The 26,705-nt window shown below is 72.3% G+C and carries 26 protein-coding genes and 2 pseudogenes; 15 read left to right on the top strand and 13 right to left on the bottom strand.

Annotated elements, in window-relative coordinates; genetic code table 11:
* Positions 1–35 precede the first annotated feature (35 nt).
* Positions 36–590 (top strand): SigE family RNA polymerase sigma factor, encoded by a 555-nt coding sequence (locus tag G5C51_RS16460; RefSeq protein ID WP_165237949.1) that lies wholly within the window; start codon positions 36–38, stop codon positions 588–590.
* The gene (locus tag G5C51_RS16455; protein WP_165237947.1) at positions 587–1,840 is read left to right on the top strand and encodes a WD40 repeat domain-containing protein; all 1,254 of its coding nucleotides are present in this window, start codon (positions 587–589) and stop codon (positions 1,838–1,840) included. Before G5C51_RS16460 ends, G5C51_RS16455 begins: the two co-directional genes overlap by 4 nt.
* Here G5C51_RS16455 and dapA read toward each other — a convergent pair.
* Positions 1,824–2,738 (bottom strand): 4-hydroxy-tetrahydrodipicolinate synthase, encoded by a 915-nt coding sequence (gene dapA, locus G5C51_RS16450; protein ID WP_165237945.1) that lies wholly within the window; start codon positions 2,736–2,738, stop codon positions 1,824–1,826. The two genes, G5C51_RS16455 and dapA, sit on opposite strands and share 17 nt — an antisense overlap.
* An 81-nt stretch (positions 2,739–2,819) precedes the next feature.
* Complete coding sequence (locus G5C51_RS16445) at positions 2,820–4,625, bottom strand: endonuclease/exonuclease/phosphatase family protein (protein WP_165237943.1); 1,806 nt, start codon at positions 4,623–4,625, stop codon at positions 2,820–2,822.
* Between the two features lie 195 nt (positions 4,626–4,820).
* On the opposite strand from G5C51_RS16445, the gene G5C51_RS16440 reads away from it, so the two are divergent.
* The 3 genes from G5C51_RS16440 (at position 4,821) to G5C51_RS16430 (ending at position 8,329) form a co-directional block, all read left to right on the top strand.
* Entirely contained in the window at positions 4,821–5,375 is a 555-nt protein-coding gene (locus tag G5C51_RS16440) for a SigE family RNA polymerase sigma factor (protein WP_165237941.1), read from the top strand.
* Positions 5,372–6,757: an outer membrane protein assembly factor BamB family protein gene (locus tag G5C51_RS16435; protein ID WP_165237939.1), complete on the top strand. Its 1,386-nt coding sequence runs from the start codon at positions 5,372–5,374 to the stop codon at positions 6,755–6,757. Before G5C51_RS16440 ends, G5C51_RS16435 begins: the two co-directional genes overlap by 4 nt.
* 108 nt (positions 6,758–6,865) lie before the next feature.
* Positions 6,866–8,329 carry a hypothetical protein gene (locus G5C51_RS16430; protein ID WP_165237937.1) on the top strand — a complete coding sequence of 488 codons (1,464 nt, stop codon included), beginning with the start codon at positions 6,866–6,868 and terminating at the stop codon, positions 8,327–8,329.
* A gap of 71 nt (positions 8,330–8,400) precedes the next feature.
* Here the strand turns inward: G5C51_RS16430 and G5C51_RS16425 are convergent, their stop codons facing one another.
* Both G5C51_RS16425 and G5C51_RS16420 read right to left on the bottom strand, forming a co-directional pair.
* Complete coding sequence (locus G5C51_RS16425) at positions 8,401–8,850, bottom strand: hypothetical protein (protein WP_165237935.1); 450 nt, start codon at positions 8,848–8,850, stop codon at positions 8,401–8,403.
* 20 nt (positions 8,851–8,870) lie between these two features.
* On the bottom strand, positions 8,871–10,025 hold the full coding sequence (locus G5C51_RS16420) for a chymotrypsin family serine protease (RefSeq protein WP_338118171.1): 1,155 nt from the start codon (positions 10,023–10,025) through the stop codon (positions 8,871–8,873).
* Between the two features lie 388 nt (positions 10,026–10,413).
* On the opposite strand from G5C51_RS16420, the gene G5C51_RS16415 reads away from it, so the two are divergent.
* Entirely contained in the window at positions 10,414–11,889 is a 1,476-nt protein-coding gene (locus tag G5C51_RS16415; RefSeq protein ID WP_165237933.1) for an alkaline phosphatase PhoX, read from the top strand.
* A gap of 27 nt (positions 11,890–11,916) precedes the next feature.
* Positions 11,917–12,327 carry a (deoxy)nucleoside triphosphate pyrophosphohydrolase gene (locus G5C51_RS16410; RefSeq protein ID WP_165237931.1) on the top strand — a complete coding sequence of 137 codons (411 nt, stop codon included), beginning with the start codon at positions 11,917–11,919 and terminating at the stop codon, positions 12,325–12,327.
* On the opposite strand, the gene G5C51_RS16405 is transcribed toward G5C51_RS16410, so the two are convergent.
* On the bottom strand, positions 12,324–12,767 hold the full coding sequence (locus G5C51_RS16405) for a helix-turn-helix transcriptional regulator (RefSeq protein WP_206313924.1): 444 nt from the start codon (positions 12,765–12,767) through the stop codon (positions 12,324–12,326). The genes G5C51_RS16410 and G5C51_RS16405 overlap by 4 nt on opposite strands.
* A gap of 147 nt (positions 12,768–12,914) precedes the next feature.
* Positions 12,915–13,838 (bottom strand): SGNH/GDSL hydrolase family protein, encoded by a 924-nt coding sequence (locus tag G5C51_RS16400; RefSeq protein WP_165237929.1) that lies wholly within the window; start codon positions 13,836–13,838, stop codon positions 12,915–12,917.
* Between the two features lie 61 nt (positions 13,839–13,899).
* Between G5C51_RS16400 and G5C51_RS16395 the strand changes: the two genes are divergently transcribed.
* From G5C51_RS16395 to G5C51_RS16385, 3 genes and pseudogenes are all read left to right on the top strand, one after another.
* Positions 13,900–15,144 (top strand): PucR family transcriptional regulator, encoded by a 1,245-nt coding sequence (locus G5C51_RS16395; protein WP_338118169.1) that lies wholly within the window; start codon positions 13,900–13,902, stop codon positions 15,142–15,144.
* 54 nt (positions 15,145–15,198) lie between these two features.
* Positions 15,199–15,411, top strand: a complete 213-nt coding sequence (locus G5C51_RS16390; RefSeq protein ID WP_165237927.1) for a hypothetical protein — start codon at positions 15,199–15,201, stop codon at positions 15,409–15,411.
* 98 nt (positions 15,412–15,509) lie between these two features.
* Positions 15,510–16,094 (top strand): annotated as a pseudogene (locus G5C51_RS16385) (N-acetylmuramoyl-L-alanine amidase); the annotation flags it as partial.
* Between the two features lie 62 nt (positions 16,095–16,156).
* Here the strand turns inward: G5C51_RS16385 and G5C51_RS16380 are convergent.
* Positions 16,157–16,675, bottom strand: coding sequence for a MarR family winged helix-turn-helix transcriptional regulator (locus G5C51_RS16380; protein WP_165237923.1), 519 nt, complete (start codon positions 16,673–16,675; stop codon positions 16,157–16,159).
* Positions 16,676–16,776: 101 nt separating this feature from the next.
* On the opposite strand from G5C51_RS16380, the gene G5C51_RS16375 reads away from it, so the two are divergent.
* Together G5C51_RS16375 and G5C51_RS16370 are read left to right on the top strand one after the other, a co-directional pair.
* The gene (locus G5C51_RS16375; protein ID WP_165237921.1) at positions 16,777–17,736 is read left to right on the top strand and encodes an EamA family transporter; all 960 of its coding nucleotides are present in this window, start codon (positions 16,777–16,779) and stop codon (positions 17,734–17,736) included.
* Complete coding sequence (locus tag G5C51_RS16370; protein ID WP_165237919.1) at positions 17,733–18,389, top strand: NAD(P)-dependent oxidoreductase; 657 nt, start codon at positions 17,733–17,735, stop codon at positions 18,387–18,389. Before G5C51_RS16375 ends, G5C51_RS16370 begins: the two co-directional genes overlap by 4 nt.
* Positions 18,390–18,408: 19 nt before the next feature.
* Here the strand turns inward: G5C51_RS16370 and G5C51_RS16365 are convergent, their stop codons facing one another.
* Both G5C51_RS16365 and G5C51_RS16360 read right to left on the bottom strand, forming a co-directional pair.
* Positions 18,409–19,074 carry a response regulator gene (locus tag G5C51_RS16365; RefSeq protein WP_165237917.1) on the bottom strand — a complete coding sequence of 222 codons (666 nt, stop codon included), beginning with the start codon at positions 19,072–19,074 and terminating at the stop codon, positions 18,409–18,411.
* A complete protein-coding gene (locus G5C51_RS16360) occupies positions 19,071–20,258 on the bottom strand; it encodes a sensor histidine kinase (protein WP_165237915.1) in 1,188 nt (395 codons plus the stop codon). Before G5C51_RS16360 ends, G5C51_RS16365 begins: the two co-directional genes overlap by 4 nt.
* Positions 20,259–20,479: 221 nt before the next feature.
* Here G5C51_RS16360 and G5C51_RS16355 point away from each other — a divergent pair, with 221 nt between their 5' ends.
* Positions 20,480–20,830, top strand: coding sequence for a DUF6223 family protein (locus G5C51_RS16355; RefSeq protein WP_165237913.1), 351 nt, complete (start codon positions 20,480–20,482; stop codon positions 20,828–20,830).
* Between the two features lie 96 nt (positions 20,831–20,926).
* Here G5C51_RS16355 and G5C51_RS16350 read toward each other — a convergent pair whose 3' ends face one another.
* Positions 20,927–23,002, bottom strand: a complete 2,076-nt coding sequence (locus G5C51_RS16350) for an alkaline phosphatase PhoX (RefSeq protein WP_165237911.1) — start codon at positions 23,000–23,002, stop codon at positions 20,927–20,929.
* 99 nt (positions 23,003–23,101) lie between these two features.
* The gene (locus tag G5C51_RS16345; RefSeq protein ID WP_165237909.1) at positions 23,102–23,617 is read right to left on the bottom strand and encodes a GNAT family N-acetyltransferase; all 516 of its coding nucleotides are present in this window, start codon (positions 23,615–23,617) and stop codon (positions 23,102–23,104) included.
* 168 nt (positions 23,618–23,785) lie between these two features.
* Between G5C51_RS16345 and G5C51_RS16340 the strand changes: the two genes are divergently transcribed.
* The gene (locus G5C51_RS16340) at positions 23,786–24,610 is read left to right on the top strand and encodes a mechanosensitive ion channel family protein (RefSeq protein WP_165237907.1); all 825 of its coding nucleotides are present in this window, start codon (positions 23,786–23,788) and stop codon (positions 24,608–24,610) included.
* Between the two features lie 14 nt (positions 24,611–24,624).
* Here the strand turns inward: G5C51_RS16340 and G5C51_RS16335 are convergent, their stop codons facing one another.
* A complete protein-coding gene (locus G5C51_RS16335) occupies positions 24,625–24,882 on the bottom strand; it encodes a DUF6401 family natural product biosynthesis protein (RefSeq protein ID WP_206313926.1) in 258 nt (85 codons plus the stop codon).
* Between the two features lie 149 nt (positions 24,883–25,031).
* Positions 25,032–25,988: a TauD/TfdA dioxygenase family protein gene (locus G5C51_RS16330; RefSeq protein WP_165237903.1), complete on the bottom strand. Its 957-nt coding sequence runs from the start codon at positions 25,986–25,988 to the stop codon at positions 25,032–25,034.
* 240 nt (positions 25,989–26,228) lie between these two features.
* Here G5C51_RS16330 and G5C51_RS16325 point away from each other — a divergent pair.
* A pseudogene (locus tag G5C51_RS16325) lies at positions 26,229–26,705 on the top strand (hypothetical protein); the annotation flags it as partial.

Raw genomic sequence — 26,705 nt, 5'->3', positions numbered from 1 at the left:
GGTGCTTACCAACGGAAGAGAAGGGGAGGGGGGCGGTGGACAGTGCGAGTGAGGCCAGTTTCCGGGAGTTCGTGGAGAGCAGATCCAGTGTGCTGCTCAGAGTCGCGCTGCTGCTCAGCGGAGGGGACCGCGGCGCCGCCGAGGACCTGCTGCAGAACGCGCTGATCAAGGCGGCAGGCCGCTGGCAGCGCATCGAGGAGCCGGAGGCATACGTCCGCCAGGTCCTCTACCGCCAGCAGATCAGCCGCTGGCGGCTGCGCGGCCGCGCCCGCGAGCACAGCGTCGCCGAACCGCCGGAGCTGACCACTCCGGCCGGCGACGCCGCGCACGCCGTGGAACTGCGGCTCGTCATGGGCAAGGCGCTGCGCCGGCTGACCGCCAGGCAGCGCACGATGCTCGTGCTGCGCTATTACGAGGACCTGCCGGAGGCCGACGTCGCCGAACTGCTCGGCTGCTCGGTCGGCACCGTCCGCAGCACCACCCGCCGCTCCCTGGCCAAGCTCCGCACCATGGCCCCCGAACTCTCCGCCCTCGCCTCGGGTGACGCCCTCAAGGGCGGCCCGAACCACCTGACGGAGGTAAGGCCGTGAATGTCGAAGAGCTCGTGCGCGCGTCGCTGCGCGACCTCGCGGACGACAAGAAGGAGGCGGCGGTACAGCCGGACCTCGCGGACCGCGTCCTGCGCACCCGCTCCCGCCGCCGCACCCGCAGATACGCCGGGCTGATCACGGCGGTCGCCGCGATCGTCGCCGTGGCGGTGGCGGTTCCGCTGCTCGGTCCGGGCACAGGGGGCTCGGACCCGGCGGTGGAGATCCCGCAGCAGGACATCATCGCCCGGCCGGACCAGTCGCCGCCGCGCCAGCTGGTGGCGGCCGGGGACGTGGCGGTGTCGGCGTACCGCCAGAACCACAAGAAGAAGCTGCCGGGCAAGGAGTGGGATCTCACCCCGGTCTGGCACCTCTACCACCCGGCGACGAAGCGGTACGAGAAGACCAACTGGGCCTGGCTGGACGTGGCCCCCGGCATGCAGCAGGCCGCCGTGCTCGAACGCGGTCTGCCCGCCGACCGGATCGGCATCCTGAACCTCGACACCTGGAAGGTCGACCGCTGGATCCTGGTGCCGAAGGGCGTGGGAGGCGTCGAGTTCTCCCCTGACGGCAAGCGGCTGGTGGCGACCGCGTATGCGCGCAATCCGGACGGCCGCTTCTGGGATGCCAAGGAGAAGGTCAACGGCAAGGACCAGCCCGGTCCGAAGGCGAGCCGGACCGGCTTCTACATCGTCGACGTGGCCTCCGGCGAGGCGGTCTATCACCGGGTGGGATACCCGAAGGACCTGGATCTGCCGAAGGGCATGCCGCTGTCGTCGCACGTCAACCCCCGCGAGGACTTCGGCTGGAACGCCGACGGGACGCTCCTGTACGAGTTCATGTCGGCGAAGCCGTACATCCGCTTCCTGACGACGGACGGCAAGCAGGTCCCGGCCCCGCCGAAGGAGAAGCACCGCGGCTACCCCACCGCGGGCCTGTCGCCCGACGGCACCTACATGGCGGGTGACTTCGCCGGCGAGGGCAACAAGACCAGCTCGTATCTCCTCGACCCGGACACCGGCAAGCCGGCGAAGGAAATCCCCGGCCAGCAGCTCTTGGCCTGGGCCGACAGCAAGCGGGTTATCGCCTGGGACTGCCACGAGGGCGTGTGCGGGAAGGGCAGGGGCGAGTTCGACAACGAACTGGTGCTCGTCGACATCGAGAAGGAGACCACTACGGTGCTGACCGGCGGCCGCGGCAAGAAGGACGACGCGCCCGGTCGCTGGACCGCGGTCTTCACGCCGAGGCGCTGACCAGCTCCGCCTCCGGCGCGGACCGTCGCAGCTGCTCCAGCAGCTCGGCGGTCTGCGTCGCGTCCGCGTCCTTCAGCGGGCCGCGTACGGGGCCGGACGGGAGGCCCTGGGCGCGCAGCAGGGCCTTTGCCATGACGGTGCCGACGCCTGCTGACATCACCGCCTCGACCAGCGGTGCGAGGGCGAGGTGGCGGCGGGTGGCTTCGGCCGTGTCGCCCGCGTCGAAGGCGTCGAGGATGGCGATCACTTCGCGCGGGGCGACGTTGGCGACGGTGCTGACGAAGCCCGCGCCGCCGATGGCGCGGAGCGGGAGGTTGTTCTCCTCGCTGCCGGAGTAGTAGGCGAGGTCGGTGGCGCCGAGGACCCGCGCCGACTTCAGCGGGTCGTAGGCGCAGTCCTTCACCCCCAGGATGCGCGGGTGTTCGGCCAGTCGGAGCAGCGTGTCGTACGCCAGAGCCGTGCCCGCGCCCGTGCGGCCCGGGATGTCGTAGAGCAGCACCGGGAGGCCGGTGGCGTCGGCGACCGTGCTCAGGTGGTCGGCGATCCCGTCCTGGGTGGGCCTCGAGTAGTACGGGGTGACGACGATGAGGCCGTGGGCGCCGGCGGCGGCCGCCTGCCGGGCCAGCTCCACCGAGTGCCGGGTGTCGTTGGTGCCGACTCCCGCGGTGATGAAGGCCCTTGAGCCGACGGCCGCCACCACGGCCCGTACCAGCTCGGCCTTCTCGGCGTCCGTGGTGGTCGGCGCCTCGCCGGTGGTCCCGCTCAGCACGAGGGCGTCGCAGCCCGCGGAGACCAGGTGGTCCGCGAGCCGCGACGCCCCGTCGAGGTCGAGCGCGCCGTCGGCGTCGAACGGCGTGATCATTGCGGCGGCCGTCCGGCCGAAGGGGGTGAGGGTCATGTGGCACAGTGTCAGACCGCGCCTTCGGCAAGGTCTACTTAGTTCTTCTACTTCACTCCTCGTAGTTCTTCTACACGGTTCCTAGGGCTCGAAGCGCAGCACGCCCGGGTCGTGGTCGCTGTTCTGGTCGTGGAACTCGGCGTTGATGTGCACCACGTCGTAGTCGAAGTCGTCGATCGACGGGCTGACCAGGATCTGGTCGAGGATCTGCGAGTTGCCCTGGTAGACGTACGAATAGCGCTCGGCCCGCGGCAGTTCGTACGCCGCCGCACGCAGCGCCCGGTCCGCGGTGAGGGCCTTCGTCGTCGCCGAGAACTCGAAGTCGTTGATGTCCCCGAGCACCACCGTGCGGGCCGACCGCTGCTTGCCGCGGATGTCCTTCACGAAGGCGTTGACCAGCTTGGCCTGCTCGGTGCGCCGGGCTTCCGACGAGCGGTTCGGCGGCTGCGTCGCGGCGGTCAGGCCCTGGTCGCCGCCCTTCGAGGAGAAGTGGTTGGCGATGACGAAGACCGTCCGGCCGCGGAAGACGAACTCGCCGGCGAGGGGCTTGCGGCTGTCCTTCCACGCCGCGTCCGCCGGGGCGATGCGGCCGGGGGAGTGGGTGAGGGCGGCGCGGCCCTTCACCGTCGTCACCTCCGTCGGGGTGGTGGCGTCGCCAGGGGCGCGGTCGGTGAAGGACACCCGGTCCGGGTTGAAGAGGAAGGCCTGGCGGATGTTGCCGCCGGGCTCGCCGCCGTCCTGCTTGTCGGCCGGGTCGATCTGCCGCCAGTCGTAGCGCGGGCCGCCGGCCGCCGCGATGGCGTCGGTGAGCTTCTTCAGCGTGGCTTCGGCCGACACCGTGCCGTCGTTCTTCGCGCCGTTGTCGTCCTGGACCTCCTCCAGGGCGACGACGTCGGGCGACCTGAGGTTCGCGACGACGGCCTCGGCGAGCTTGTCGAACTTCTCCTGCGGATCGCCCGGGTCCAGGTTCTCGACGTTGTACGTGGCGACGGCGAGCTGATCGCGGTCCTGCTCGCGGGTGGTCTCGCGGGTGAGCCCGCGGTCCTCGGTCTCGACCGGGGTGCGGGAGGTGAGGGTGTAGCCGCCGAACTGGTTGTAGTCCAGCGGGCCTTCGGTGGTGCCGGTGACGACGTCGCCGACGTTCGCCTTCGGAAAGGGGTGCTCGGAGATCGGCACCAGCTGCTGGATCTGCAGTCTGCCGCCGTTCTGCGAGGTGTACGAGCCGTAGCGGGTGCCGCCGCGGCGGGTCGGGTTCTCGTCCGGCTTCACGGTGGCCCACAGCTCGTTGAACGCGTCCGTGGCGCCGACGACGCGGGCGTCCGTGACCGAGACGTTCATGCCCTCCAGGGACTCCCAGCGGTCCAGGGCGTAGGCGTCCGGCTTCAGCGGGAGGGCGTTGAGGTCGCCGTCGGCGGTGTAGGCGTCGGGTATCTCGTCGGCGGTGAGCTGCTGGGCCGCGGGTATCTCCGCGCCGGACTCGACGGGGGTCACCGTGGGCTTGGTGATCTGGGTGAGCGACTGGTTGCCGGACGAGGCGCCGCCGGGGACGTACTCGGTGACGGTGCCGGAGACCCGGACCGAATCACCCGCCTTCACGGTCGGCGTCGTGCTGCCGGTGAAGACGAACACGCCCTCGCTGGTGGCCGCTTCACCGTCCGCGTCCGGGTCCTGGAACCAGAAGCCGCGCGCGGAGCCGTAGCCCCGGACGCCGGTGACGACCCCTGGCACCTCCGCGACCGTCTGGCCGGCGAGCGGGGACTGGCGGCCCGCGCCCTGGATGTCGTGGATACGGACCTCGGCGGCGGACGCGGACGGCAGCGCGGTGAGCAGCCCCGCCGTGAGCGCGGTGGCCGTCGCGGCGGCGATGGCGAGGGAACGGCGGGACATGACGGGACGGTTGGGCACGGTCGGCCTCCGGAGTGAGTTCGTCTACGCGCGTCAATCTGTTGTCCTGGCATGGTCCTTGTCAAGGTTCGGCAGGGAGCCGGCAGGCAAAATCCCGGGGAAGAAAGTCCGCGGCGGCAGGCATAGATGGCGGGGACCCCGCACGTCTTTGACGGCGTGAGGGAAGGGGAGGGCCCCATGGACCCACAGGACAACGAGAGTTTCCGGGAGTTCGTCGACGCCCGGTGGTCCGCGCTGCTGCGGCTGGCGAACCTGCTCACCGGCGGCGACCGGCACGAGGCGGAGGACCTGGTGCAGAGCGCGCTCATGAAGGCGCTCGGCCGCTGGCGGCACGTGGAGAACCCGGAGGCGTATGTACGCAAGGTGATGTACCGGCAGCAGATCAGCCGCTGGCGGCTGCGCCGGCCGCACCGCGAGCCGACGTTCGCCGCGCCGCCCAGGGACGCCGGCGTCGCCGACGGCACCGGCGCCGCCGACCTGCGGATCACCGTCCGGCAGGCGCTGGCCCGGCTCACCGCGCGGCAGCGCACGGTGCTGGTGCTGCGCTATTTCGAGGATCTGTCGGAGAGCGAGGTGGCGGCCGTGCTGGGCTGCTCGATCGGCACCGTACGCAGCACCACCCACCGGTCGCTCGCCCGGCTGCGGGCGCAGGCGCCCGAGCTCGGCGGCGGTCCGGCGGCCGACGCAATCACCGCACCACTCGGCAACGCCCCGAAGGGAGCCCGCGCATGACCACCGACCAGCTGGACCGCGCCGTCCGCGAGGCCCTGAAGGACTGGCACCCCGAGGGTCCTTCGGGGCCCGTGGGAGTCGCCGACCGCGTCATGCGGCGCCGCCGGCGGCGGAACGCGGCCCGGGCGCTGGGCACCGCCCTCGGCCTCGCCGGCATCTGCGTCGGCACCGTCTTCGCCAACGGCCCGGGCGGGGGTGAGGCGCGGCCGGCCGGGCCGCCGAGCCAGAAGAGCAAGCTCGCGTGGCGGGCCACGCTGCCCGGCAAGGCGTGGGACGCGTGCACGCTCGGGTCCGGTGCCGTGTACTGCCAGGGGCCGCGGTACGACGCCGTCGGCGTGGACGCCCGTACCGGAAAGGTCGAATGGACCCGGAAGTCCAAGGGCGACGCCACCGGTGCTTCGCCCGCCGCGGTGCTGCCGGGGGTACGCGACGGGGTGCTGTACACCTTCGCCGAACACGCGCCGCGCACGTCCGACACCGGCACCGACCTGGTCGCGCTGGACACCGGCAGCCATCGCGAGCTGTGGCGGCACGAGATGGCCGACTCGCACCGCGACCGCATCGCCGCCATGCTCTTCGGCGACAAGGTGCTCGCGAACTCCCCGAGCTTCCGGAGCGTCAAGGCGCTGGACGCGAAGTCGGGCAAGGAGCTGTGGCAGCACCGGTGGAAGAACGCCGACTGCGATCGCGCCGTGATCGCGGGCGTGCCGTATCTGCCGTGCTCGCCGGCCGGCAAGGGCGCCGCCAAGGAGAGCTCGCTCGTACGGCTGGATCCGGACACCGGCCGGCCGCAGACGGTGGCGACGGTCCGGGCGAATACGGCGTATCTCGGCACCGACGGCGATGCGGTGCTGCTCGCCGCGCCGGGCGGCGGCCGGGAGTCCTTCACGAAGAAGGACATGAGCGGCAAGGGCTCCATCGACCTGGTCCGCGTCGATACGAGCTCGGGCAAGGTGTCGCGCCACCCGGTCAAGGGCTTCCCGGGGTACGTGGTCGCGGACGGCGTCATCCTGGCGCAGGGCAACAGCTCGGTATCCGCATACCGGGCCGCGGACGGCAAGCGGCTGTGGACCCGGCAGCACGGACTGGAGCTGCGCATGGAGGCCGCCCCCGCCGGCTCGCCGAAGATGAGCGAGCTGGTCTCCCCGCCGGTGGTCGACCTCGAGCACCGGGTGGCGTACCTCATGAGCCCCGCCGGGCAGTTGGTGGGCCTCGACCTGGGCAGCGGTGCGGTGCGCTGGAAGGCCACGGTGGATCTGGGGGAGGTGCCCATACAGGAGGGCGTCGCGCCGGAGTTGATGTTCGACGGCAGTCACCTGGTCGGCCAGTCCGGCGACCAGCTGTTCCGGATCAAGCCGGTGCTCCCGGGGGCCGGTTCATGACCCCAGGGTGAGCGGGGGTACGCGCGGGACCCGGCGGGGGAGCCCGGGTCCCGCGCGTACGGCTACGCTTGGGCAGCGCCCGATTCGTCCAGGTCCGATGGAGCCGTGATGCCCGCTCAGTCCCCCTCCCTTCCGCCGGTGCAGCTGCCCGACGAGGCGGAGCTCGCGCGAGCGGCGCTGTCCGCGCCGCTGTTCGCCCACGCCGTGGTGCTGGCGCGGTGGTCGGGGCCGCAGACCCGGGTCGGCGCCGGCGGCGAGCTGCTCGACGACGACCTGCGGGCGGCGGCGAAGCAGCTCGGCCTCGGCGAGAGCGAGGAGGATCTGGCGCACGCCGACGACGCGTGGCGGATCGCCGTCGATACGGGCCTGGTGGAGGTCGAGCAGACCGATGAGTCCGCGGAGGGGGACGAGGACGCCGACTCCGCGGGCACCGTCACCCACGGCGAGGAGCTCGCGCTCGTCGGCAAGGGCTCGCCGCAGGACATCCTCGGGCTGTGGCTGACGGCCTGCGAGTCGGTGCTCTCCGACGCGGCCGCACCCGACCTCAGCGGCCTCGTCGAGCAGCTCGGCGAGGACGGCGAGCTGGACCTCGACGAGCTCGACTGGGACCCGGACGCCGACGCGGACTTCCTCGACGGGGTCCTCGCCAACCTCTACTTCCTCACCGCCATGGAGGACGGCGACGGCGCGGTGCCGCTGCCCGCGCTCGCGGCGTCCATGGTCGTACCGGAGGACATGGACGAGCCGACCGACGAGGTGCTGCAGGAGGTGTCCGAGGCGATGATGCGCCTCGACGACCAGTTCCGGCTGCTGGAGCAGACCGGCATGGTGGCGTACCGGCCGGTGGACGAGGCGCTGATCGCGGCGGTCGACGACAACGGGCCTGCCGAGGTGGCGTCCGACGAGGACGAGGACGTCAGCCGGTACGGGGTGGTGCGGCTGACGCCGCTCGGGGTCTACGGGCTCCGCGAGCGGATGATCGACGACGGCGTGGACGCGCCGCTCGTCGGCGACCTGGCCGACAAGGGTGCGGACGCGCTGCTGGAGGCGCTGCCCGAGTACGCGGACGCGGCGGCCCGCAGCGAGGCGACGCTGTGGCTGGCGGACCGCGACGAGGCCGAGGCGGCGCGCGACCTGCTCGCGGCCGCGCGCGGCGACGACGGCCGCGGGCCGCGGCGCCGGCTGGCCGCCCAGCAGACGCTCTCCATGCTCGGCCCGGCCGCCGAGCCAGCGCTCCGCGAGGTGCTCGACGACCACCACCTCGGCGGCCTGGCCCGGGTCTGGCTCACCGAGCGCGGCGCCGCGGACGTGCCGGCGCCCGCGGAGGACACGGTCTACTGGCTGACCGTCGACACCATCGCCGCGCAGCTCGGCGGCCCGTACGACGACTCGGCGGAGCTCCGCGACCTCGTCGAGGGGCTGGTCGGGCAGAACGCCGGCTTCTTCGACACGATCTGGCGTACGGACCACCCGTCGACGCCTGAGGTGCTGGAGGCGATGGGGCGGCTGCACCCGGACCGGCAGGTGGCGAAGGAGGCCAGGAAGGCGGCCTTCAAGGCGCGGTCGCGCTGACGCCAGGAAACCGCGCGCGGACGGCCCGGCTTGTCCAGCCGGACCGCCCGCTCTGACCTGCGTGGGTCAGCTCAGCACTCGTACCGCGTCGTGTGCTTGAACGACGACGTGGAGCCGTCGAAGCCGTACGTGCCGCGATACGCCGGCGGGTTCTGGAACTCGCCGACCACCGTGATCCTGCTGGCGCACGAGCCCTGTCCGGCGCGCTTGGCGTCGAGGCGGAGCTGCTCGCCGAGGGTGCCGCCCGTGATGTCCCAGGGGGCGCCGCAGATGCCGGAGGTGATCTGCCCTCCGGTGATCACGTGCGGGTAGGTGTTCGGGTTGTACTTGAGGGTGATCGCGAAGGTGACGGCCCCGTTGTGCAGGGTCAGCTTCGCTTCGGTGGCGAGGGCCTCGGTGTCGGTCTCGCGCGGGGCGGCGAAGGCCTCGTCGCGGGTCTTCACCTCCTGTCCCTGCGGGTTGTAGAAGCGGTGCTCGGCGCCGCGCGCCTGACCCTTCTTCCGCTGTGCGGCCTGCGTCATGGTGGATATCCCCCTTCGGGTCAGGCCAGTTGCTCGGAGATCTCGACGCGCAGCAGCGACCGCACGTTCTCCAGGTGGTTGCACACCGTCACGACCGAGGAACCGGCGAAGAGCAGGCCGAGCGCCACGTTGTCGAACGAGGTCACCAGCGAGCCGGAGTCGCCGCCGGCCGAGATGTTCGTGGTGAGGATCTGGTCGCGGAAGCGCGCCGTGCCGGCGGTCCCGTAGTTGACGTCGATGGTGGCGTCGACCGCGATGATCCGGCCCATGGTCAGGTTCGTGGTCCTGCCGGTCTTCTTCACCAGGTCGCCGACGGCCACATTCGCCTTGCGCCGCCAGGCGCGCGGCGGGCCGCTGAAGTACTGGTCGCGGGTGGCGTCCTGGAAGGACACCGTGCCCAGCGCCGCGTCGACGACGTTGTTGTGCCGCTCCAGCGGGATCTGCGGGGCGAACTGGATGGTCACGAACCGGTCCAGGATCGCGATCCGGTCCTGCGGGTCCACGCCGCCGTCGAACGGCCCCGGCTGCACGATGGGGCTGCCGATGCCGGCCCGGTTGGAGTCGGCGAGCACGTGGTTGTTGCTGAGGATGTAGTACTTGCCCGGCACGCCGATCCCGGGGGCCGGCGGGTCGGTGGTGGCGCCCGGCAGGAAGTCGTAGACCACCGAGCCGAGGGTGCCGGCCGTGATCCGTACGTTCCCGACCGAGAAGCCGGAGGGGCACGGGCGCAGCTTGCGGGTCAGCAGCTGCGGTCCGGCCTGCTGCAGCCCCGGCATCTCCTCCAGCAGCGGCGGCGCGAGCTGCTCGGCCATCGAGCCCTCCGCCTGTCCCTGCTGGGATTCCTGGGCCCGCTGGCCCGGAATCCGCTGCTGTGAGCGCTGGCGCTGCGCGGAGACGTGGCCGACGGCGACGACGTCCGTGGGGGTGCCGTCGTCCATCTGGCGGGGCACGACGTCGCGTTCGGGAAGCATCGACTCCGGGACCTTCTGGGTCACGAAGACGAGCACCGCTTCCTCGCCGGTGGGCTGCCCGTCGGTCCATTTCACGCCGTGGCCGAAGCCGACGACATTCGACATCGGGTTCTGCGGGCGCAGGAAGTCGGAGAGTGCTTGCTGGCGGGCGGTGTCCGGTACCTGGCCGCCGGTGGGTCCTCGCATCATCTCGGGCTGGCTCACGCCAGACCACCTCTTCCCTGAATCGCAGGTCACGCACGGCATGGGCAATTGCGCGGCCGCGCGGGACCACGTTCACGAAGTGTGTTCAATACGTCCGGCCCTGGTCCGGGGCCGACGTGGGGGAGTCGGCTGCGGGCCGCGGTCCGCGCGGGTGGCCACATTCGCGCGGCGCTTGCGGGCGGCGCCTTCTCCATGGGTGATGCAGGTAGGTAACTGTCTATTGCGGGGTTGCGGGCCGGTCAAGGTGTTCTGCGGTAAATCTTGCTTTTGGCCGATTTGATCGCCTGTTGACCTTGTTTGTGCAAGATTCGTACCTGCGCGTAAAGGCCCGCCGTGATGTCGCACCCCGTTCAACTGGCGTTTCCCCGCGAGCGGGAGCGTGTGCCGCATGTCGATTTCCCGGAGAAAATTTGTGGAGCGCTCGGCCTATACGGGAGCGGGCGTCGCCCTCGTCGGCACGGTCGGCGTCCTGGCCACGGCCCCCGGCGCCCTCGGCGGCGAGTCCGGCTCCGACGCGTCCGGCGATGACGCCACGGACGGCGCGAACGGCGCGGACGGCCAGGGCGGCACCGCGCTCGGCTACGGCCCGCTGCAGCCCGACCCCGACGGCATCCTCGCCCTGCCGGCCGGGTTCAGCTACCGCATCATCACCCGGACGGGCACCACCAAGCTCGAGACCGGCGAGACCACGCCGTCCAACCACGACGGAACCGCCACCTTCGCCGGCTCCCGCGGATCCACCCTCCTGGTCAACAACCACGAGATCGGCGACCCGCTGTCCGAGGCCAAGGCCCCGGTCCCGCACGTCAAGGGCCTCGTCTACGACCCGGCCGCGGCCGGCGGCTGCACCGTCGTCGAGGTGTCCAAGCAGGGCGAGCCGGTCGCCGAGTGGGTCGGCATCGCCGGCACCGCCACCAACTGCGCGGGCGGCTCGACCCCTTGGGGTACCTGGCTGACCTGCGAGGAGACCGAGGCCAAGGCCGGCGAGGAGGGGATGACCAAGGACCACGGCTACGTCTTCGAGGTCGACCCGCACGACGCCCGCGCCAACCAGGACCCGAAGCCGATCAAGGCCTTCGGCCGCTACGCCCACGAGGCCGTCGTCATCGACCCCAGGCGCGGCCACGCGTATCTGACGGAAGACGCCGACGAGCCCAACGGCCTCTTCTACCGCTGGACCCCGCCGAAGGGCTTCGAGCACGGCCGCGGCAAGCTGGCGAAGCTCGCCGACGACGCGGGCACATTGCAGGCGCCCAAGTGCTTCGACTCCGGCGGCAAGTTCGTCGACGACCTGTCCCGGGCCACCAAGACCGGCATCGTCTACGGCGTCGACTGGGTCGACGTCCCCGACCGGGACGCGCGCGAGACCTCGGTCCGCGAGCAGTTCGACGCCGGCGAGGTCACCCGGGCCCGGAAGCTGGAGGGCATGTGGTGGGGCGACGGCGGCGCGTACCTCGTCACCTCCTACGCCCGTGACGAGGACAGCCCGGTCCCGCACGACGGCCAGGTCTGGTTCTACAGCCCGTCCCGCCGCACCCTCACCCTGAAGGTGCGGCTCGAGGTCAACGCCGACCCGTCGAAGGACGGCGCCTTCGACGGCCCGGACAACATCACCGTGTCGCCGTACGGCGGGCTGCTGATCGCCGAGGACGGCGACGGCATCCAGCACCTCTTCGGTGCGACGGACGACGGGCGTACATACCCGATCGCCCGCAACGACCTGAACATCGGGACCGAAGCCGAGCCGGAGTACAGCGAGTTCACCGGCGTCGTCTTCTCCCCGGATGGGAAGACGCTGTTCGCGAACATCCAGGATCCGGGGATCATGGTCGCCATCACCGGCCGGTGGCGGCGGCAGGGCTAGTCGGTCCGCTGATCTAGGCTGCCGGCCATGGCTGTTACGGAACAGATCGTGGTCGGCGGTGCCGTCTTCGACGGCGGGCGGCTGCTGGCCGCCCGCCGCAGCGCGCCGCCCGAGCTGGCCGGGCGCTGGGAGCTGCCCGGCGGCAAGGTCGAGCCGGGCGAGACGGGCGCGCAGGCGCTGGAGCGCGAGCTGCGCGAGGAACTCGGCGTGCGGACGCGGGCGGTGCGACGGCTGCCCGGCGCCTGGCGGCTCGACCGGCCCGGTTACGTGCTGCACGTCTGGACCGCGGAGCTGCTGTCCGGTACCCCGCGGCCGCTGCTCGACCACGACGAGCTGCGGTGGCTGGCGCCCGGGCGCTACGAGGACGTCGACTGGCTGGACGCGGACCGGCCCGCGGTGGCGCTGCTGGCGGAGCTGAACGGAGCCGAGCCGAGCTAGCCGCGCGGTTCGTCGGGGGCGCGGCACGAGCAGCAGCCCAGGCCCGTACCGGAAGGGCCGCCGAGCAGCACGGAGATGGCGCGGCCGCGGTCGGTCACGCCGAGCTTGAGGTAGATGGCGTGCAGGTGGTTCTTCACCGTGGGCTCGGAGATGGACAGGGTGCGGGCGATCCGGCGGTTGGTGAGGCCGGCGGACAGCAGCTCCGCCACCTCGCTCTCGCGGGCGGTGAGCCGGTCGAGGAGGGACGGGGCGGCGCCCGCATCGGGTGTTGCCCGCTGCGCGGGGACGGCCGGGTGGTCGTCGTCGGCGAGCAGCCGGGTGAGGTCGTCCACGGTGTCGGTGAGGCCTGCCAGTTGCTCGCCCATTCTGCGCAGCAGGCCGTGCGGGGTCGCCGTGGTCCCGCTCTCCTCGGGGGTGCGTTCGCCGTTGCTGTGGTGCATGGAGGTTCAATAGCCCCGCGGCTTCATTCGCACACGCGCGTCAGCAGGATGGCCGGAGCGCGGGGGCACGCGAGGAGAATCGGGCGCGGACCGGCGGTCGGAGATACGTTCCGCGGGTCCGCGCGCTGGGCCGAACGGATGAGGGAGTTACCCCAGCTGTCCGGCGATGATCCCCGCGTACGCCTCCTCGCCCCGGCGGTTCGGGTGCAGCGGCGCGGCCAGTGACGTCGGTACGTAGCCCTCCAGCCAGCGCTTGTCCGGCGCCGCGCAGGCGTCGTGGCCCGCACTCGGGGTCTTCACGTCCACGTAGCTCGCGTTGTGCGCCTTCGCCTGCTGGGCGATCACCGCGCTCATCGCGTCCACGCTGCCCTGCAGGAAGTCGGCGTCGGAGTTGAGCACCGGCTGCAGCGGGAAGCAGCCGCCGGGCTTGATGTAGGCGCCGTAACCGGTCACCAGCACCCGCGCCTTGGGCGCGCGGGCGTGGATGCCGTCGAGGACGGCGGCGAGCTTCGGGCCCAGCTCGGCGGTCTTGCGCTGCACCTCGGCGGCGAACTCGCCCTTGCACGGGGTGGCGAACGGGTTGACCGTCATGCAGTCCTGGGCGACGCCGACGAGGCCGACGTCGTTGCCGCCGATGGTGAGCGTGACCAGGGTGGTGTCGGCCGTCAGCGCGTTGAACTGCGGTGGCGCCTCGCCCGCGGCGACGCCGCCGAGGGAGAGCTTCTGCGGGTTGGTCATGTCGGTGGTGTCGGCGCCGCTGCAGGTGACGTCGCGGAAGGTCGCCACATTGAGGCGGGCGGCCAGGGTGTGCGGGTAGTTGTGGGTGGAGCGGCCGCAGGCGAGCGGGCCCGTGGGGGTGGGGATCAGCGGGCCCGAGGCCATGGAGTCACCGAGGGCCACGTACACCTCGCCGGCCGCCGCGTCGTCCGCGGCGTGGGCCGGGGCGGCGGACAGGGTGAGGAGGGTGGCTGCGGCGAGGGCGGCGGCGCCCAAAGCGGTGGCGGCGCGGCGGAGGCGGTCTGAAGTCTGCACGGCGGCTCCCGGGTGGCTCGGGAATGTTGTCGCGGACATGATGCAGAGGGAACGGGAGCTGTTTAACTGGTCGGTAACGCAGACTTCTCCGGGGGTGGTTGTGACGCGTGACAAAGCCCCCCTGCGCGTTGCCGGCCGGCCCGTGGGCCCACGCCTGCGCGCGGGGGTGCCGGCGCTCTCGCGGCGCGTCACCACGCGGCTGCGCACCGAGCTCCCGGTGTACGCGCAACTGCCGGGCGAGGAACTCGACGGCGACATCGCCGACATCGTGCAGCGCACGCTGCGGCTCTTCGCCGATGTGATCGAGCGGCGCAGGCCGCCGGATGACGCCGAGCTGGAGCGGCAGCGCGAGTCGGCGGGGCAGCGCGCCGAGGAGGGCGTGCCGCTGGATTCGATCCTGACGGCGTATCACTTGGGTGCGGCGATGGCGTGGGAGGTCATCGCCGAGGGCGCGGGGCCCGGTGATCTGACCGATCTGCAGGAGCTGTTCGCGCTCACCCTCGACCTGCAGCGGCGGCTGACCTCGGCGGTGAGCGGGGCGTACCTGGACGCCCGGCAGGTGCTGGACGCCGAGGACCACGGCGGGCGGCACGCGCTGCTGGCGGCGCTGCTCGCGGGTGAGATTCCGCCGGGCGGCCGGCCCGCGGGTTTCGGCATGCGCCCGGCGGCCGCGTACGCCGTGCTGGCCCTGGCCCTCGGCCCGCACCCGGACGAGGACGGCACCGGGCCGCGCGCCGCCATCGCGGCCCGGCGCAAGCTGCGGCGGGTACGGGAGGTGCTGAACGCGTACGCGGGCGAGCCGGCGCTCACCGCGCTGGACGCCCGCGGCGGTACGGCGCTGCTGCCGGTGCCGCCGGACGCGCCGCCGCAGGACAGTGGCGCCGTGGAGATGTGGCCCGAGCTGTGCGCGACGGTACGGCAGGCCGCGGACGCCGCCGGGGCGGAGCTGTACGCGGCGGCGGAGGTGGCCGCGCCCGGCGGGGTGCCGGAGGCCGTGGCCCGTACCGGCGAGGTGGTCGCGCTCGCCCGGCGCACCGGCCGCCCGCCCGGCCTCTACCGGCTGTCGGACGTGCTGCTCGAATACCAGCTGACCCGCCCCAGCGCGGCGCTGCCGCAGCTGGCGGCGCTGCTGGAGCCCCTGGACGGGCGGCCGGAGCTGCTGGCGACGGTGGAGGAGTACGTGCGCTGCGGCCAGGACCGGCGGGTGGCGGCGGAGGCGCTGCACGTGCACCCGAACACGGTGGATTACCGGCTGCGGCGGGTGGCGGCGCTGACCGGGCTCTCGGCGGGGAGCGCGAGCGATCTGGCGGTCCTGCGGGCGGCGCTGGTGGCGCGGCGGGTTTAGTCGCTTCAGTGGCTACGACTCGCGGCGCGGGGCCGTTCATTGCACTCTGGTCTCATGGCCTGGCAGGCGCCCATCATCGTGCATCCGCCGTCGCCCTCCGGCGGGCGGCGGGTCACCGTGCGCGGGCAGATCCTGGGGCTGGCGCACGACGACCGGGATCTGGTGGAGTTCCTGCGGCGCGCCGGGCTCGAGGACGCGGACATGTCGCTCGACGATCCGCATCTCATCGAGTGGCGGGGCGCCAGTCCGCATCAGTGGGCGGCGTAGGGCCGCGGTGGCCGCGGTGGCCGAAATCCTGCGTCACCGGGCGGGTGTTCGCTCGTTCCCCCTTACGACAGCTGTTCCAGCGACCCAGGGGGATCCGTATGGCCAAGCCACTGACCGCAGCGCGCATGCTGGCCGCGCTCGAGGGCGAGGGTTGTGAGGTCGTCGAGTTCCGTTCGTGGCGGACGCACAACCGGAATCACAAGGGGGATTGGGGGCCGGTCAACGGCGTCATGATCCACCACACCGTCACCTCCGGCACCGACGCCTCCGTCGAGCTCTGCTACGAGGGGCATTCCACGCTGCCGGGCCCGCTGTGCCACACGGTGGGCGCCAAGGACGGCCGGCTGTTCATGGTCGGCCACGGCCGCGCCAACCATGCCGGGCGCGGCGACGGCGACGTGCTGCGCGCGGTCATCGCCGAGCGCGACCTGCCGCGGCCGAACGACTCGGACACCGACGGCAACGTCCGCTTCTACGGCATCGAGCTGATCAACCTCGGCGACGGCGAGGACCCGTGGCCGGAGGCCCAGTTGGACGCCGCCGCCCGCTGGGCCACGGCGATCTGCCGGGCGCACGGGTGGACGCAGAAGTCGGTTATCGGCCACAAGGAGTGGACCGACCAGAAGATCGACCCGTCCTTCGACATGGCGAAGTTCCGGGGGCGGGTGGAGACCCTGCTCGGCTGACGTCGGTCCTTGGGTGCGGCGTCGGTCCTTGGGCGCGGCGTCAGGGCTTGGGCGCGGCGTCAGTCCTTGGGCGTGGTGTCGCCGAGGCCGGTGAGCAGCTTGCGCAGCAGCCCGGCGAGCTGGTCGCGCTCGCCCGCGTCGAGGTGGCTCAGCAGCTCCGCCTCGTACGTGGCGTGGTGCGCGACCACCTCATTGGCGAGCTTGCGGCCGTCGGCGGTGAGCGAGATCAGCACCTGGCGGCGGTTGTCCGGGTCGGTCTCCCGGTCGACCAGGCCGCGGTCGACGAGGCGGTCGATGCGGTTGGTGATGGCGCCGGAGGTCACCATCGTCGAGGCGGTGAGCTGCCCGGCGGTGAGCCGGTAGGGCGGGCCCGAGCGCAGCAGGGTGCCGATGATGTCGAACTCCCAGCGCTGCAGGCCGTACTTGGCGAAGTTGTCGCGCAGCGCCTTGTCGAAGGTGGCCGCGGCGCGGGAGATGCGGCCGATGACGCCCATGGGGGCGGGGTCGATGTCGGGGCGCTCGGCGTTCCACTGCGCGAGGACCCGGTCGACGCTGTCGTGCTCGGCGCTCTCGGCCATGACTGCCCAACCTCTCAGCGTTGAAGTGTTTGACACCAAGCTAACAGAGTCGTAGTCTCCTCAGCGTCGAACATTTCAATGTTGAGAGAAGGCGCGACATCATGAGTGCAGTGCAGACGCGTACGGCTCCGGGTCCTTCGGCTCCCACGGGTCCCGCGGCTTCGGGGAAGGCTTCGGGCGCCTCCGCCGTCGGCCCGCACACCCTCGGGCTCACCGCCGTCACCGCCCTGACGCCGATGGTCTGGGGGACGACCTACCTGGTCACCTCGCAGTGGCTGCCACCGGACCGGCCGCTGTTCTCCGGGGTGCTGCGGGCGCTGCCGGCGGGGCTGATCCTGCTGGCGTTCACCCGGGTCCTGCCGCGCGGCCGCCGGTGGTGGGGGCGGGCGGCGGTGCTGGGCGTGCTCAACATCGGGGCGTTCAACGCGCTGCTGTTCCTCGCCGCGTACCGGCTGCCCGGCGGCGTCGCCGCCACCCTGGGCGCGGTGCAGCCGCTGGCCGTCGCCGGGCTCGCGTTCATGCTGCTGCAGGAGCGGCCGACCCGGTGGCGGCTCGGGTGGGCGATAGCGGGTGCCGGGGGTGTGGCGGCGATGGTGCTGCGCGGGAACTTCGTGCTCGACGCGGTGGGGATCGTCGCCGGTCTTGGCGGTACGGCGGCCATGGCCTCCGGTGTGGTGCTCACCAAGAAGTGGGGGCGGCCCGAGGGGGTCGGGGTGCTGGCCTTCACCGGCTGGCAGTTGTCGGCCGGCGGGCTGTTCCTGGTGCCGCTCGCGCTGGCCTTCGAGGGCGCGCCGCCGGCGCTCGACGGTGCCGCCGTCGGCGGCTATCTGTGGCTGGGCGGGGTGGGCACGCTGCTCGCGTACGCCATGTGGTTCCGCGGTGTGGAGCGGCTGCCGGTCGCGGCACTGTCGTTCCTGCCGCTGCTGTCGCCCGCCGTCGCCACCCTGCTCGGGTGGGCGGTGCTCGGCGAGGCGCTGACACCGCTGCAACTGACCGGCTTCACCCTCGCCATGGTCTCCATCGCCGCCGCACAGCTCAACCCCCGTAGGAGGACCTCATGACCCCGCTCCGTATCGCAGTCATCGGCGCCGCCGGGATGTCCGGCAGCCGCATCGTCGCCGAGGCCCGGGCCCGCGGGCACGAGGTCACGGCGGTGGGCCGCGATGCGGCCCGGTTGGCCGGGCTCGGCGAGGGCGTCCGGGTTCGTACGGGCGATGCCTCCGACCCCGGCGACGTGGCGCGGCTGGCTGCTGGGCAGGACGTGGTTGTGCAGGCGACCCGGCCGGCGTTCGGGCGTGAGCAGGATGCGGCGGTCGTGATGAAGGCCGTGCTCGCCGGGCTGGCCGGGAGCGGGGTGCGGCTGACGGTGGTCGGCGGGGCCGGGAGTCTCGTCGTGCCGGGGAGTGGTGGGCGGCTCGCCATCGACGATCCGAGCGTCGTGCCGCCGCAGTACCGGGAGTTCGCGCAGGCCTCCAATGAGCAGTACGAGGTGTGCCGTACCGCCGGTGCCGAGGTCGACTGGACCTACCTGAGCCCGTCGGCGGTCTTCGAGCCCGGGGAGCGTACCGGGCGCTTCCGGACCGGCACGGACGAGCTGCTCGTCGACGCCGACGGGCGGTCGTCCATCAGCGCCGAGGACGCGGCGATCGCGCTGCTCGACGAGATCGAGCGGCCGCGGTTCACCGGCGGGCGGCGCTTCACCGTCGGCTACTGACCCCGGAGCCCGACCCCGCTCACCGCTCCCGCGGCGTCACCAGGCCCGACTCGTAGGCGAGCACCACGAGTTGGGCCCGGTCGCGCGCCCGGAGCTTGGTCATGGCGCGGTTGACGTGGGTCTTCGCCGTCATCGGACTGATCACCATCCGGTCCGCGATCTCGTCGTTGGACAGGCCGCGCGCCACCAGCGCCACCGCCTCGCGCTCACGGCTGGTGAGCTCCTCGAGGCGGGCGTCGTCGTCGGCGGTGCGCGGCGGCTGCGTGACGTACTGGTGGATCAGCTTGCGGGTGATGGACGGCGCGAGCAGCGCGTCGCCGCGGGCGGCCACCCGCACGGCGTGCAGCAGGTCGTCCGGCACGATGTCCTTCACCAGGAAGCCCGCGGCCCCGGCCCGCAGCGCGTCGAAGACGTACTCGTCGAAGCCGTAGTTGGTGAGGATGACGACGTGTACCCCGGCCAGGGCGGGCTCTGCGGCTATCCGGCGGGTGGTCTCGATGCCGTCGAGGACCGGCATCTGGATGTCGATCAGCGCGATGTCGGGCAGATGCTCCTTCGCGAGCGCCAGGCCCTCCTGCCCGTCGGAGGCCTCCGCCACCACCTCGATGTCGTCCTCCAGATCGAGCAGCGCGCGGAAGCCGCTGCGGATGAGGGGCTGGTCGTCCACCAGCAGGACGCGGATCATGAGTGCTGCCCTTGAGGGAGCGCGGCCGGGGCGGCGGCCTGCTCGACCGCGACCGAGGCCCGCGCCACCGGGAGTTCGGCCTCGACCGTGAAGCCGTGCGGGTCCCGCGGCTCCGCGCGCAGCCGGCCGCCGAGCGCGGTGACCCGTTCGCGCATGCCGAGCAGCCCGATGCCCGGCACCGGCGGGGCGTCCGGCACCGCCGCGCCGTCGTCGTCGATGCGTATGGACAGCGAATCGGGGCGGTAGTCGATACGGACCGTCGCGCTGGACGCCGAGGCATGCCGGGCGATGTTGGTCAGGGACTCCTGCACGATCCGGTACGCGGTCCTGCCCACCGCCGCCGGTACGTCCTGCCGCGCCCCCTCCGGCCCCTCGGCCGTCAGCGTCGCCGCCAGGCCCGCGCCGCCGGCCCGCCGCACCAGCTCCGCTATGTCGTCGAGGCCGTGCGGCGGCGCGGTGGTGTCGCCGCGCAGCGCCTCCAGCGTCGCGCGCAGCTCCCGGGTGGCCTCGCGGCCCGCCTCCTGGATCGCCAGCAGCGGCTGCGGCACCTCCTCGCCGCGCTTGCGCGCCACATGCACGGCCACCTCGGACTGCACCTTGATGATCGAGATCTGGTGGGTGAGCGAGTCGTGCAACTCCCTGGCTATGTGCAGCCGCACCTCGTCGGCCCGCCGCCGGGCGGTCTCCTCCCGGGTCCGCTCGGCCTCGTCGGCCCGCCGCTCCGCCTGCCGCAGCGCCTCGCCCGCGGCCGCCGCCGCCACGATCCAGGCGATCTCCAGGGCATCCCGCGCCTGCGCGAACGCCTCCCCGACATCCTGCAGCGAGGCCAGCATCGCCAGCGGCAGCGCGGCCAGCATGACGATGCTCGCCACCAGCGTGAGCACGCGATGGCCCTCGCGCACGGCCGCGTACACCCCGAAGAGATACGCCACCGCGGGCACGTCGAAGCCGACCGCCTGATAGCCCATCGCGCACAGCCCGGTGACGATGAGGACCGGCACCGGCGCCCGGCGGCGCGCGACCAGCGCGAGACCGCCGACGGCCAGCAACACGTAACCGAGCGGGGCGAGTTCAGACGAATCATGCTGCCCGCCCGGACCTGCGGCCAGCAGCGAGACCGCCACGCCGAGGGCGATCGCCCAGTCTCTTACGGCGGCCGGGACGCCGAGCAGTCCTTTGTCCATGCACGCACAGTAGCCGCGCCGCGCCGGAAGCGAATCCCGCCTGTGGATAACCAGTCGGCTACCGCAGCCGCGGTAGTCGCGCGACTCCTGCCGCAGCCGCAGCAGTCGGCTGCCGCACAAGTGGCAGCGGAAAGAGTCCGCGCTTGGCGGACGCGCCGGAGTGGGCCGGGCGGCCATGCTTCCCATGACATCAGGGACAGCAGACACAAAGGGAGCAGATCATGTCATTCGGATACGAACTCGCCGCCTCCGTCGACGGCATGACCGCCGACCGCTTCGCCGCCCTCGTGGCATGGCTGGTGGGCCTCGCCGGCATCTTCGCCGCCGCCCTCACCCTGGCCCACGCCGCGGGCCGTATCCGGCGCGGGCCGGGTCGCAGCGGCGGCCTGATGGCCGTGGGAGGCGGGCTGTTCAGCATCGTCCTCGGCGCGGTCGTCGTGGCCACCGCCGACGGCGGTCCCGGCACCGGCAACGGCTTGGTCGGCGCTGTGCTGGCCGTAGCGTTCGGCCTGGTGAGCACGGTCCTCGGCCGGCGGGCGCTGGCCCGCACCGGAAGCCTGGCCGACGCGTAAAGCCCCCGCACGCCTCAGAAGCAGCACCGCACAAGCACCACCGCACAAGCACCACCGCAGGGGAGCCGCGACCACCGCGGCTCCCCAACAGCACGCTCAGACGCCGATCGCGCCCCCGCCCTTGCGCCACACGCTCACGACCGCCGGCCGCACATACGACCCCGGCCCGTCCGGCCAAGTCGACGCCGGCTTCTCCACGCTCGCGCCGTCGATCTCACCCGGGTGCTGCACCGCGACCAGCACGCGCTCCTCCTGCACCACGGGACCGCAGGTCTCCGCCCCGATCGGCACCGTCAGGAACTGCTTCAGCTCACCCTCCCGCGACCCCGACGTCGCGACGCCGAACAGCCCGTCATGGGTGCCGAGCGCATTGCCGTCGGTCGAGATCCACAGGTTCCCGTACGCGTCGAAGGTGACGTTGTCCGGGCAGGAGATCGGGCTGACCTTGTCCTTCGGGAAGCCCGCGAAGTACGTGGCCGGGTCCGACGGGTCGCCGCAGACCAGGAAGAGCCGCCACGAGAAACGCTTGCCCGCCGGGTCGTCGCCGCGCTCGGCCAGCTCCAGCACCTGGCCGTGCTTGTTGGCGTTGCGCGGGTTGGCCTCGTCGGCCTTCGCCTTGCCGTCCTTGCCGCGGTCGGTGTTGTTCGTCAGCGCCACGTAGACGCGGCCGGTGCGCGGGCTGGGCTCGACGTCCTCCGGGCGGTCCATCTTGGTGGCGCCCATCTTGTCGGCCGCGAGCCGCGTGTAGACGTACACCTCCTCGGCGGTGAAGCCGGGGACGAACGACTTGTCGCCGCTGGCCAGCGCGATCCACTCGCCGCTGCCGTCGAACTCGCCGTCGGCCGGGTGCTTCCCGGTCCCGTCGATCTCGCTCGCCGGCGAGTCGCCGGTGAGCTTGGCGACGTACAGGGTCCCCTCGTCCAGCAGCCCCATGTTGTGCTCGCGGTCGGCGCGCGAGGAGCCGCGCCGCATCTTCTTGCTGCTGACGAACTTGTAGAAGTAGTCGAAGCGCTCGTCGTCGCCCATGTAGACCACGGCCCGCCCGTCACGGGTCAGCCGCGGCTGCGCGGCCTCGTGCTTGAAGCGGCCGAGCGAGGTGTGCTTGCGCGGCGTCGACTCCGGGTCGTACGGGTCGAGTTCGACGACATAGCCGAAACGGTTCGGCTCGTTGGGCTCCTTCAGCAGGTCGAAGCGGTCGTCGTACTTCTCCCACTGCCGCTCGCTCGCCTCGCCCGCGATGCCGTAACGGGCCAGCTTCGCCTTGGTGTCGGCGTCGGTGACCTTGGCACCGTTGGCGAAGTACTGGTTGAAGTTCTCCTCGCCGGAGAGCACCGTGCCCCACGGAGTGGTGCCGCCGGCGCAGTTGTTGAGGGTGCCCAGCACCTTGCGGCCGGACGGGTCGGCGGTGGTGCGCAGCAGCTTGCTGCCCGCGGCCGGGCCGGTGACCCGGAACTCCGTCGTGGCGGTGATCCGGCGGTTGAGGTGATGCCGCGGTACGGGGCTGAGCTTGCCGCTGCCACGCTCCTCGGCGACCGCGACGACCGACAGGCCGTGCGCGGCCCAGGCGATCTCGACCTGCTCGCGGGTCGGGTTCGCCTCGTCGTAACCGGCGAACATGAGCACCTCGTCGGTGTACTCGTGGTTCGCCACCAGCAGCTGGCGCCCGCGCTCGCGCAGCGGCAGCAGCGTCAGGAAGTCGTTGTTGTACCCGAACTGCCCGGCCTGGGCCTTGGCCGACTGGTTGTCCGGGTCGAAGGCGGGGGCGCCGCGCAGGATCGGTTCGCCCCAGCGGATGACGACGCTCTGCTCGTACCCGGCGGGGACGGTCACGGCGTCGTTCTTGTTCGGCGCGACGGCGTCGAAGCGCAGCCCGCGGGCGGCCTTCCCGGTGAAGGTGCCGCCGGCGGCGGTGGGTTCGGCGGCGGCCGGGGCGCCGTTCGCGGCGCTCGCCGCCACCGTGCCGGCGGTCGCGACGGCCACGGTCGCGGCGGCGCCGGCGCGGAGCATGGCGCGCCGCGATACGGCGGACGCGATGATGTCGCCGGCGTACTCGTTGTCGCTCTTGTTCGGCACCTCGTGGAAGCACGCGTCGCCGCAACGGAAACGGCACGTCATGGCGGACCGTCCACCGGGGTGCGAGTTGGTGCCGATCAGCGGCAGGTTCTTGCGCACTCTTTTTCCCCTCCCAGGGCTCGGGACGGTGTGGACGCTAAGTGCGCGGTCCTGACACGGGGCATCGCGCGGCTGAACCCTGGGTGAACAGCCCCCTGCCTACAGTCGGCGGAAGGGTTCGGCGTAGGCAAAGCGGCCCTTGAGCCCCGGCTCGTACGCGGTGAGCGGACGTGCCTGGAAGGCGCTGGTCCAGTTCGGGTCGGGCGCCTCGATGCCGAGCTCGGCGGCCGCGACGAAGCCGTAGCGCCCGTAATAGCGCGGGTCGCCGAGCAGCACGACGAGCGGCTCGCCGAGCGCGTCGGCGGCGCCGAGCACGGCGTGCATCAGGGCGAGGCCGACGCCGCGGCGCTGGTCACCAGGTCGTACGGAGAGGGGCCCGAGGCCGAGGGCCGGGGCGCCCGCGACATCCCCACGGGTGCACACGACGTGGCCGACGACCTCGCCGTCCGCGTCCTCGGCGACGAGCGAGAGCGCGGGCAGCCAGCCGTCGGACACCCGCAGCTCGTCCAGCAGCCAGGCCTCCACCGGCTCACTGCCGTCCTTCGTGGCGAAGGCGGCGGCGGTGACCGCGCGCACGGCGGGGATGTCGGCGGGGAGCTCTTGTCTGATCAGCACGAGCGCCAGTCTCACACGGGGGGAGCGCAAACCGCGGGGCGGCACCTGTCACCTGATTGGCCCACGCGGGCCCACGAGCGGGCGCGTCACTGCCCGCCCAGGTGTTTCGTCGGAAGTCGAGGCCCCTGGCGTCCGGCCCGGGTCCACGACGAATGAGAGGTCTGCACCATGACGCAGTATCTAGCCCTCTCGGTCGACTTCGGCCGGGGCTTCACCGACGCGATGGCCGGGGTGATCAGCTTCGTACCGAAGCTGCTCGGCTTCCTGGTCGTCCTCGCCATCGGCTGGGTCGTGGCGAAGGTCATCGCCCGCGCCGCGGAGGCCGTGCTGCACCACACCGGCTTCTCGCGGATGGCGGAGCGCAGCGGCGTGGGGAAGTGGCTGGAGGGGTCGAAATACGACGCCACCGGCCTGGTCTCGAAGATCATCTACTACGCCGTGCTGCTGATCGCGCTCCAGATGGCGCTCGGCGTCTTCGGCCCGAACCCGGTCAGCGACCTGCTGCGCTCGATCGTGGCCTGGCTGCCGCGGGCGGTCGTCGCGGTGCTGCTGGTGGTGGTCACCATGGCCATCGCGAAGCGGGTGCGCGAGATCCTGGAGAACACCCTGGCGGGCGCCTCGTACGGCAAGACCGTGGCCACCGTGGCCTGGGCCTTCATCGTCTCCCTGGGCGTCATCGCGGCCCTGGGCCAGGCGCAGATCGCCACCTCGATCACCGGTCCGCTGCTGACCGCGGTGCTGGCCACCGCGGCGGGCATCGCGATCGTCGGTGTCGGCGGCGGCCTGATCCACCCGATGCGGGACCGCTGGCACCGCTGGCTGGAGACCGCGGAGCGGGAGACGTCGAAGATCAGCGGCGACTCGGGTGCGACGGGCCCCTCCGCCTACCAGGCGGGGCGTACGGACGCGGCGGCCGGGCAGCCGGCCGGTGAGTACGAGACCGGCACGACGTCGACGCGGCGGCTGGGTGAGGACGGTGACACCCTGCGCTGAGGCCGTGCCAGGCCTCAGCGGCTGAGCAGGTCGTGCTCGCGGACCAGCCAGCACACGGCGGTGAGCCGGACGGCGGCGAAGTCGTAGCCGACCGGCTCCCGCCAGCCGTTCTCGGTCAGCACGTCCGTAAAGCCGAGTACGTAGTCAGCCAGGTCCTCGCGCCGGAGCTCGGCGCGGGGACCTGGCACGAGCGCGTCGCGTACGGCGGCGGCGTGCTGGTCGACGGCGGCGACCAGGCCGGGCTCGAAGGCGAACTCGGTCAGCCGCGGCATGAACCGCGCCGTGATGTCGACGAGCGGGCAGCCGGGCGGGCCGGAATCGGGTGATACGTGCACCGATCGACTGTAGCCCGGGCGGGCGGCGCTGTGGCCGGTACGTGACATAGCTCGCACAACGGGCGGGTGTGGCTCCGGGGTGTGACTCAGGCCGCGGCCCGCTCCCGCGCTTTCTCCGCCACCTCGCCGTCCGTGGAGGCCCCGGACGCGATGCCGTATCGCGGCTCCGGAACCGACTCGGGGGACAGCAGCACCGAGCGCCGCCCGTCGACGCCGACCGGGACGTCGCCGTCGATCGTCACCCGGCGCAGGGTGCGCTCGTGGGCGTCGGAGTCGTCGACGCCGTAGTGCTGGGTGGCGCGGTTGTCCCAGATGGCGACGTCGCCGGCGCGCCATTGCCAGCGGACGGTGATCTCCGGGCGCTCCACGTGCGACTGCAGGATGCCGATGAGGGCGCGGGAGTCGGGGGCGTTGAAGCCGGCCAGCTTCTGCAGGAAGTTGCCGAGGATCAGGGTGCGTTCGCCGGTCTCGGGGTGGACCCGGACGACGGGGTGCTCGGTTTTGAAGGTGACGGCGGTGAACACCTTGCGGTGCTGCTCGAGCGCGGCGGACGGTGCGTTGGGGCGGACGGCGGCGTAGTCGTAGTCGTTGGTGTGCACCCCGCGCAGGCTGTCCGCGAGCACGCGCAGCGGCTCCGGGAGCTCCTGGTAGGCGGCGGCCGTGTTGGACCAGAGGGTGTTGCCCCCGTACGGCGGGATGACCTCGGCGCGGAGGATGGAGAAGGCCGGGTAGGCCGGGACGAAGGTGACGTCCGTATGCCACTGATTGGCGCGCCCGCCGTGCTCGTTGTCGATGCCGAGCGCGTAACGCCCGTCCACGGACGGCACGGTGGGGTGCGCGACGAGATCGCCGAGCAGGCGGCCGAAGGCCTCGTGGCTCTCGGCGTCGAGGTGGTGCTGGTCGCGGAAGAAGATGACCTTGTGCTCGTGCGCGGCGGCGCGGATCGCGGCGACGTCGGCGGCGTCGAGTCCGCCGCCGAGGCGGATGCCGGAGACGATGGCGCCGATGCGGCCGCCGACCTTTTCTACGGTGAGGGCGGGCATGGGGAATCCCTTCTAGGGTGCGGAATGGGTAATGCGGCAATGCGGAGGAGAGGGGGAATTATGCGGTGACCGGACACGCGGAAAAGGGAGGCGTCAGCGCGCTCATATCCAGGAGCATGCGGCCGCGCCGGAATTACGGTCAAGGATTTCCCCGGGACCGACATGACCCTGCAATGGCGCCGACATCAAAGCCCGCCGTGCCGTCGGCGCACTGGGGCGTAACGGACATACCGTGGTGGGGTGGATCTGGAGAGCATCGCAGAAGAGTTGTACGGGCTGCCCCCGTCCGAGTTCACCGCGGCGCGCGACCGGCACGTCGCGGCCGCCCGCAAGGCGAAGGACCCGGCGCTCGCGAAACAGCTCGCCGCGCTACGCCGCCCTACACTCGCCGCTTGGGCGAGCAACCTCCTCGTCCGCTCGCAACCCGCCCAGGTCGACACCCTGCTCCGGCTGGGCGAGGGCCTCCGCGACGCGCAGGCAGCACTCGCCGGCGACCAGCTGCGCGAGCTGTCGCGCCGGCGGGGGGCACTCGTCGGCGAACTCGCGCGTGCCGCGCGGCGGCTGGCGGCGGAGGCCGGGAATCCGGTGGGGGAGGCGGTGCAGCAGGAGGTGGAGTCCACGCTGCATGCGGTGCTCGCGGATCCGGGGGTGGCGGAGGAGTGGGCGGCTGGGCGGTTGGTCAAGACGCTGGTGGCGGATGCGGGGTTTATGGCGGGG

Source organism: Streptomyces coryli (assembly GCF_011044975.1).
In the GTDB taxonomy this organism is placed as follows: Bacteria; Actinomycetota; Actinomycetes; order Streptomycetales; family Streptomycetaceae; genus Streptomyces; species Streptomyces coryli.
This window is presented reverse-complemented; position numbering and strand designations above follow the sequence as displayed.

Excerpts from the sequence above, each read along its gene's own strand:
- G5C51_RS16370 (WP_165237919.1), top strand. The coding sequence starts at position 17,733 with ATGACCCCGCTCCGTATCGCAGTCATCGGCGCCGCCGGGATGTCCGGC.
- G5C51_RS16435 (WP_165237939.1), top strand. The coding sequence starts at position 5,372 with ATGACCACCGACCAGCTGGACCGCGCCGTCCGCGAGGCCCTGAAGGAC.
- G5C51_RS16425 (WP_165237935.1), bottom strand. The coding sequence starts at position 8,850 with ATGACGCAGGCCGCACAGCGGAAGAAGGGTCAGGCGCGCGGCGCCGAG.
- G5C51_RS16415 (WP_165237933.1), top strand. The coding sequence starts at position 10,414 with ATGTCGATTTCCCGGAGAAAATTTGTGGAGCGCTCGGCCTATACGGGA.
- dapA (WP_165237945.1), bottom strand. The coding sequence starts at position 2,738 with ATGACCCTCACCCCCTTCGGCCGGACGGCCGCCGCAATGATCACGCCG.
- G5C51_RS16335 (WP_206313926.1), bottom strand. The coding sequence starts at position 24,882 with ATGCCGCGGCTGACCGAGTTCGCCTTCGAGCCCGGCCTGGTCGCCGCC.
- G5C51_RS16365 (WP_165237917.1), bottom strand. The coding sequence starts at position 19,074 with ATGATCCGCGTCCTGCTGGTGGACGACCAGCCCCTCATCCGCAGCGGC.
- G5C51_RS16375 (WP_165237921.1), top strand. The coding sequence starts at position 16,777 with ATGAGTGCAGTGCAGACGCGTACGGCTCCGGGTCCTTCGGCTCCCACG.
- G5C51_RS16445 (WP_165237943.1), bottom strand. The coding sequence starts at position 4,625 with ATGTCCCGCCGTTCCCTCGCCATCGCCGCCGCGACGGCCACCGCGCTC.
- G5C51_RS16390 (WP_165237927.1), top strand. The coding sequence starts at position 15,199 with ATGGCCTGGCAGGCGCCCATCATCGTGCATCCGCCGTCGCCCTCCGGC.
- G5C51_RS16400 (WP_165237929.1), bottom strand. The coding sequence starts at position 13,838 with ATGTCCGCGACAACATTCCCGAGCCACCCGGGAGCCGCCGTGCAGACT.
- G5C51_RS16430 (WP_165237937.1), top strand. The coding sequence starts at position 6,866 with ATGCCCGCTCAGTCCCCCTCCCTTCCGCCGGTGCAGCTGCCCGACGAG.
- G5C51_RS16340 (WP_165237907.1), top strand. The coding sequence starts at position 23,786 with ATGACGCAGTATCTAGCCCTCTCGGTCGACTTCGGCCGGGGCTTCACC.
- G5C51_RS16405 (WP_206313924.1), bottom strand. The coding sequence starts at position 12,767 with ATGCACCACAGCAACGGCGAACGCACCCCCGAGGAGAGCGGGACCACG.
- G5C51_RS16410 (WP_165237931.1), top strand. The coding sequence starts at position 11,917 with ATGGCTGTTACGGAACAGATCGTGGTCGGCGGTGCCGTCTTCGACGGC.
- G5C51_RS16380 (WP_165237923.1), bottom strand. The coding sequence starts at position 16,675 with ATGGCCGAGAGCGCCGAGCACGACAGCGTCGACCGGGTCCTCGCGCAG.
- G5C51_RS16355 (WP_165237913.1), top strand. The coding sequence starts at position 20,480 with ATGTCATTCGGATACGAACTCGCCGCCTCCGTCGACGGCATGACCGCC.
- G5C51_RS16440 (WP_165237941.1), top strand. The coding sequence starts at position 4,821 with ATGGACCCACAGGACAACGAGAGTTTCCGGGAGTTCGTCGACGCCCGG.
- G5C51_RS16360 (WP_165237915.1), bottom strand. The coding sequence starts at position 20,258 with ATGGACAAAGGACTGCTCGGCGTCCCGGCCGCCGTAAGAGACTGGGCG.
- G5C51_RS16330 (WP_165237903.1), bottom strand. The coding sequence starts at position 25,988 with ATGCCCGCCCTCACCGTAGAAAAGGTCGGCGGCCGCATCGGCGCCATC.